The sequence below is a fragment of the Frankia sp. CoWAU3 genome (assembly GCF_977971855.1).
Map to the genome: position 1 here is coordinate 11,548 of NZ_CDWWXB010000015.1, position 6,352 is coordinate 17,899.

At 70.1% G+C, this 6,352-nt stretch carries 2 protein-coding genes and 2 pseudogenes; all 4 read left to right on the forward strand.

Annotation, left to right across the window (positions count from 1 at the left end; all coding sequences use genetic code 11):
• A pseudogene (locus AC08ON_RS03190) lies at positions 1 to 300 on the forward strand (glycosyltransferase family 39 protein); the annotation flags it as partial.
• A gap of 1,712 nt (positions 301 to 2,012) precedes the next feature.
• On the forward strand, positions 2,013 to 3,509 hold the full coding sequence (locus tag AC08ON_RS03195) for an NAD(P)/FAD-dependent oxidoreductase (RefSeq protein ID WP_476606351.1): 1,497 nt from the start codon (positions 2,013 to 2,015) through the stop codon (positions 3,507 to 3,509).
• 330 nt (positions 3,510 to 3,839) lie between these two features.
• Positions 3,840 to 5,621 (forward strand): glycosyltransferase family 39 protein, encoded by a 1,782-nt coding sequence (locus AC08ON_RS03200; RefSeq protein WP_476606352.1) that lies wholly within the window; start codon positions 3,840 to 3,842, stop codon positions 5,619 to 5,621.
• Positions 5,618 to 6,352 (forward strand): annotated as a pseudogene (locus AC08ON_RS03205) (hypothetical protein); the annotation flags it as partial. The gene AC08ON_RS03200 and the pseudogene AC08ON_RS03205, both read left to right, overlap by 4 nt.

Here is a 6,352-nt window from a genome sequence, read left to right on the forward strand (position 1 = left end):
GAAGTCACGGTACGGGAGATCGTGTACGCGGACAGTTCCGGCCCGGCGCTCGTCGACTGGGTCGACTACGCCGACCGGATGAAACGGGCGAACGGCACCAGCTTCGCGGCCGAGGTCAACGAACTGGCCGGCCCCGGCCACGCCGTGCTGCTCGTCCGCGCGGACGGTTACCGGTTCCTGGAGGGCGCCTGCGCCGTGCTGTCCGACCAGCTCGCCACGCTGCGCGACCGCACCGTGCAGGTCGAGCGGCGCAACCTGTACGAGGGCGCGTCGCTGGAACGGTTCTCCACGCTGCGCTGACCGCCCGCGCGGGCGGGGTCGTCGACGGCGAGGGCCGCGACGGCCAGCACGAGCAGACCCATCGGCAACGTGTAGTGGTTGAAGAAGGTCTGCTTGTTCATCAGGTTCAGGGTGAGCAGGACCAACGCCGCCCCCAGGCAGAACCCGGTGGCGTCCCCGCGAGCCCGCCAGGCCGCCGTGTAGGCACCGAGGAGGGCGACCGCGGTCGAGCCGAATCCGAGCGTGACCCCGAAATGCGACGCCAGGCCCGGCAGGGACAGCGAGTGGGCGAGCACCTCGTAGTGGAGGTTCGTCCAGACCGCGTCGTCGAGAAAGTCCCGGGGACCGGCCAGCACCCAGGGGGCAACGAGGAGCGCCGCCGCGGCCGCGGCGGCGGCCGTCCGGCGGGGCCCGAACGCGGGGTAGCCCGCCGCCAGGGGGATCAGCAGCGCGACGTGCTGTTTGGTCGCCAGGGCGAGCGCGAACGCGACGACCGCCACCCGTCCCCGCCCGCTCGTCGACGCCCACACCGTCGCCGCCAGGCAGGCCACGAGCAACGGCTCGGTCCAGGACTGCTGCAGGGCGTACATCGACTCGGGGAACACGACGACCAGCAACGGCAGCGCGGCCACCGCCGGCGCCGCGGGTGCCTGTCCCGCGACCGCGCGGATCAGGACCGCCGCCACCGCCAGGGCCAGCAGCAGGCCGTAACGGACGTCACCGAGCAGAAGCCGGAAGGGAGCCAGGAGCACGGACGTGACCGGTAGATAGGGGTAGACGTCGAACAGGCCGTCGACCGGGTACTCGGCCCGGCTCGGCGCCCACTGCTGCCGGTACATGTCGGCCCCGTGCGGCAGGCCGGCCGTGGAGACCTGGAGCAGGTGGAAGACGTCGATGCGGGGCGTCGGCGCAGCGCGGATCGTAGCGACGCCCGCCGCACAGGCCAAGGCCAGGACCAGCCAGAACACCCACGGAGAGGCGAGCACATCGAGCCGGCCCCGGCCCCGGTGGTGCTCCCGGCCGATCCGACGCCCCCGGCCGACGTGGTGCAGCATGACCAGGATCGACCCGGCGGCGAGCAGGCCCGCGAGGATCGCGAGCACGTCCGCCGCCGTGGCGAACCGGCCGGCGGCGTAGTAGCGGGGACGGCGCACGAGCGGCGCGACGCCGATCACGACCGCCACGAGCAGCCACGCCCCGAACCACCCGCGCGGGCGCACGGCCACGGCGGTACTGGCGGTGCTGCTGCTGGCGGTGCTGGTGGCGGCGGTGCTGGTGGCGGCGGCCACGACCGCCAAGACCACCGCCGCGAAACCTACCAGGACACTCGACAGCGCCCAGGCGCCGTACCGACCGTCCTTGGCCGCGATGCCACCGGCCACCGCGCACCAACCGACCAGAATCGCCGGCATCACCCGCCCCGGAGGAACCGGCCCGTCCGGGGGAGGCGAGGTCTGCGGTGCCCGTTGGCCGGGTATCGACAATCCCATGTGCGCACGATGCCAGAGCCCCACCCGATCAGGCGGCCCGGAGGCGCGTTATGGGAATAGGGCGGACGTATAACGGATCATCGCATCGTGTCGGGTCGAGGGGGTGCGGACGGGTCTCCGCTCGCGCCATGCAACACTTGCGACCCAGGACCGGTCCCAGGGGCCCGGCGTCCCGGTGGCGCGATGCCCGGTGTCCGTCCACCCGAGTGACCATGAGTGTGTGTTGAGGAGAGGTCCGGCACAGTGACCGAAAAGCCAGAGGTAGTCGTCATCGGAGCCGGACCGGCAGGTCTGACCGCCGGTTGGGAGCTGGTGAAACGGGACGTCCCCGTGACGATTATCGAGGGTGACTCGGTCGTCGGCGGAATCAGCCGTACGGCCCAGCGTGAAGGTTGGCGTTTCGACATCGGCGGCCACCGCTTCTTCACCAAGGTTCCCGAGGTCGAAAAGCTCTGGCACGAAATCCTGCCGGACGAGGACTTCCTGCTGCGCCCCCGATCGAGCCGCATCTACTACAACGGGAAGTTCTTCGACTACCCACTCAAGGCGGGAAACGCGCTCGGCGGGCTTGGCCTGGTCGAGGCGGCGCGCTGCATCGCCTCCTACGCCGCGGCCCGGATCCGGCCGCCGCAGGACCAGAGCAACTACGAGAACTGGCTGGTGGCCCGTTTCGGCTGGCGGCTCTACCGCACCTTCTTCAAGACCTACACCGAGAAACTGTGGGGCGTTCCGGTGAGCGAGATGCCCTCGGACTGGGCCGCGCAGCGCATCAAGAGCCTGTCCATGATGAACGCGATCGTGAACGCGGTCCTACCGAAGCAGAACCAGAAGGAGATCACCTCCCTCATCGAGGAGTTCCAGTACCCCAAGTACGGGCCCGGAATGATGTGGGAGACCGCCACCGACAAGATCATTAAGCAGGGTGGCCGGGTGGTCTTCGAGGAGAAGGTCCGCAAGATCCACCATGCCGACGGCCGCGCGACCGGCGTCACCACGACCGTGACCGGCGGGTACGGCCCAGGGGCCGGCGCCCCGGAGTCCTCACGCTCCGACCTCGGCAGCGAGTACCAGTACCAGGCCGACGAGATCATCTCGTCGATGTCGTTCTCCTCCCTCGTCCGGGTGATGGACCCGCCGGCACCGGCCCACGTGCTGGCCGCGGCGAACGCGCTGAAGTACCGCGACTTCCTCACCATCGCCCTCGTGGTGCCGGCCTCGGCCGCTTTCCCGGACAACTGGATCTACATCCACTCCCCCACCGTCAAGGTCGGCCGGATCCAGAACTTCGCCTCCTGGTCGCCATTCCTGGTCAAGGACGGGCGTACCTGCCTCGGCCTGGAGTACTTCGTCTTCGAGGGTGACGAGACCTGGAACGCCTCCGATGAGGAACTGGTCGCACTCGGGACGAAAGAACTCGTCGAGCTGGGTCTGATCAGGGCCCAGCAGGTGGAAGAGGGTTTCGTCGTACGCATGCCGAAGGCATATCCATACTACGACCTACACTACAAGAAGAACGTCGATATCATCCGCGCCTGGCTAGCCGAGAACACGCCGAACGTCCACCCGGTCGGCCGTAACGGCATGCACCGTTACAACAATCAGGACCACTCGATGCTCACCGCGATGCTCACGGTCCAGAACATCATCGACGGCACCAAGCACGATGTGTGGGAGGTCAACGTCGAGGAGGATTATCACGAGGAGGTTTCGTCACCGGCCCGGGGCATCGCCCGGTCCTGACGGAGGATTCATCCGGGACGGATTCATCCGGGGCACCGGACGCCGCCACAATGTCGGGTGCGTTGTCAGGCAGGTTGTCGGGCGCGTTTCACCGTCGGCGCCCGCTCCACTTCCGGGGCCGGCCGGCATGACCGGGGACGTACCCGGTATTACCGGGTACGGATCGGATGGGTGATGGGACGGGCCGCGTCCCATCACCCATCCGGAACATCATCGAGGCGTAGGGGCGCGCCACGCGAGCCTGGTACCGGATGCGGCCCTGCCCGGCCGGCCGATCGTCTACCGGCCGGCCCGTCGCAGTCCGGTCAATGTGGACGGAAGGGACTGACCGTGACGGATGTCGCGGTCCGGCCGGCGGAGCAGATCCCCGAGCCGGTCGACCAGGCCGGGAACGCATCCGGCCGTGCGGGACGGATCTTCACCGCGGTGATGGGGGTGCTCCTCGCCGTCTCGGTGATCGTGCGGTTCACCGCCAGCCAGGCACTCTGGCTGGACGAGGCGCAGAGCGTCGCCATCGCCCGCCTGCCCCTGCGTGGGTCGGCCTTCACGATGTGGAACGGCTTGCTACGGGACGGCTCACCGCCGTTGTACTACCTGGTGCTCCACGGCTGGATCAAAGCTTTCGGCGAGGGCACCTTCGCGGTCCGGTCCCTGTCCGCGCTGATCAACATCGGTGCGGCGTGGCCACTGTTCCTGCTCGCCCGCCGCGTGGTCGGCGAGCGGGCGGCGCGGGTCAGCGTCGTGCTGTACCTCACGTCGCCGTTCGCGTTGTACTTCGGGACCGAGACCCGGATGTACAGCCTCATCGTGTTGCTCACCGCGTTGGGTGGACTGGCGTTGGAGCGTGTCCTGCGGGCACCGTCGATCAGATCGACGATCGCCCTGGCGCTCTGCGCGGGAGGCCTGGCGCTGACCCATTACTGGTGCCTCTACCTGCTGCTTACGGTCGGAACGTGGCTGGTCCTGCTGCTGGTGGCCCGTCCGTGGTGGGTCGCGCGCCAGATCCGGCGCGGGGCGGGCGCGGCGGACCCGGCGGGTGTGCCGGGCGGCATGACCGCCTCGGCGGACGATCCGGGCCCGACAGGTGTACCCGGATACCGTTCCGCCCCGGGAAGCCCGGGAAACCGGGGCCGGGGCGCCCCCCACAGTCACCGGACACCGACCCGTTTCCTCACCCCGCAGCGGCGAGGGCCGGTCTTCGGGCTGCTCGGCATCGTCGGTGGCGGGCTGGTCTTCGCCCCGTGGCTGCCCGACTTCTTCGACCAGCTTGCCCACACCGGCACCCCCTGGGGCGAGCCCGCCAGCTATGCCGCGATCTCCCACGCCTACGGCCAGTGGGCCGGCGGCCCGACGACCCTGGGTCGCCTGTTGCTGTTCCTGATCACTGGTCTCGCCGCCGCCGGCATCGCCGGTCGGCCCGCGGGTAGCCGGTTCATCCTTCTCGATCTGCGTGGTCTCGAACCGGGTCGGACCCTGTTCCTGCTGGCCACCGGCACACTCGTCGTCGCGGTGACGGCGGGCAAGGTGGTCGGCAACGCCTGGGCCGACCGCTACACCGCCACCGCCTTCGTGCCGTTCCTGCTGGTCATCGGGCTCGGCGCGACGATCATCACCGATCGGCGGGTGTTCCATGGAGTGGTCGCCGTCGCGGCCCTGACCGGTCTGCTCGCCGGGACCTTCGACATCCACCGGGAGCGGAGCCAGGCCACCGAGGCCGCGCAGGTCCTCGAGCGGACCGCCCGGCCCGGTGATGTGATGCTGGTCTGCCCGGACCAGCTCGGACCGGGCCTCGCCCGTACCGTGCCGAACTGGATGAAGGTGTACGTCGTGCCGACCTACGCACCGCCGGATCGGGTCGACTGGGTCGACTACGAGCAGCGCAACGAATCGGCCAACGGGGTCGCGATCGCCCGGCGCGCCCTCGCCGAGGCCGGTCCGGAACACACCGTCTTTCTCGCCGGTTCCGGGTCATACCGCACCTACGAGGAGCTGTGCAGGGTGGTGCGCACCACCCTGCAGGAGGCCCGGCCACTCGCGGACGAGGTCATGAAGCAGGGTCTGCCGGCCAAGGTCTACGAGAACTACGCGCTGCTGCGGTTCCGGGCCTCTTGACCGCGATCGAGGCCCTGCCGGATGATCATCGGGCAGGTGGCGGCATGGGCGGCCGGCATGCGGCCACCCGCTGGGAGGACCGCTGGCAACTGCGCGAGGTCGTGCTCGCCTGGCTCGCGGCCCGGCTGGCGGTCGGTGCGGCACTGGCGCTGACCAGGTACATCGCCGACAACGCCCGCGGGCAGCAGGGCGCGCAGCTGAGCACCACCGACCTGCTCGGTTGGGACGCCGGGTGGTACAAGACGATTGCCGAGGTCGGGTACAGCGGCGCTGGGGCCGAGAGCCGCCGGTTCTTTCCCCTGCTGCCGCTGCTCGTGCGGGGGTTGTCGAAGCTGCCGGGGGCCGACGCCCACGTCGGCGTCGTGCTCCTGGTCGTGGTCAACGTGTGCGCGTTGGTCTTCGCGCTGCTGCTGGTGGGGCTCGCCCGGTTCGAGGGGTTCGCCCCGGAGGCGACCACCCGGCTCATCTGGCTCGCCGCGCTGGCTCCACCCGCCTTCGTCCTGGTCATGGGGTACGCCGAGGCACTCGCCGGGCTGCTGGCCGTGGCGGTGTTCCTCGGTGCCCGCAGCGGGCGCTGGGAACTGGCGGCCGTGGCCGGCCTGCTCGGCGGCCTGTGTCGCCCCCTCGGTCTGATTCTCGCGGTGCCGGTGCTTCTCGAGGCGGCCCGGGGGCTGCCTTGGCCGCTCGTCCGCCGGCTCGGCCCTGGCCACGGCCCCGGCACGCCGGCCACC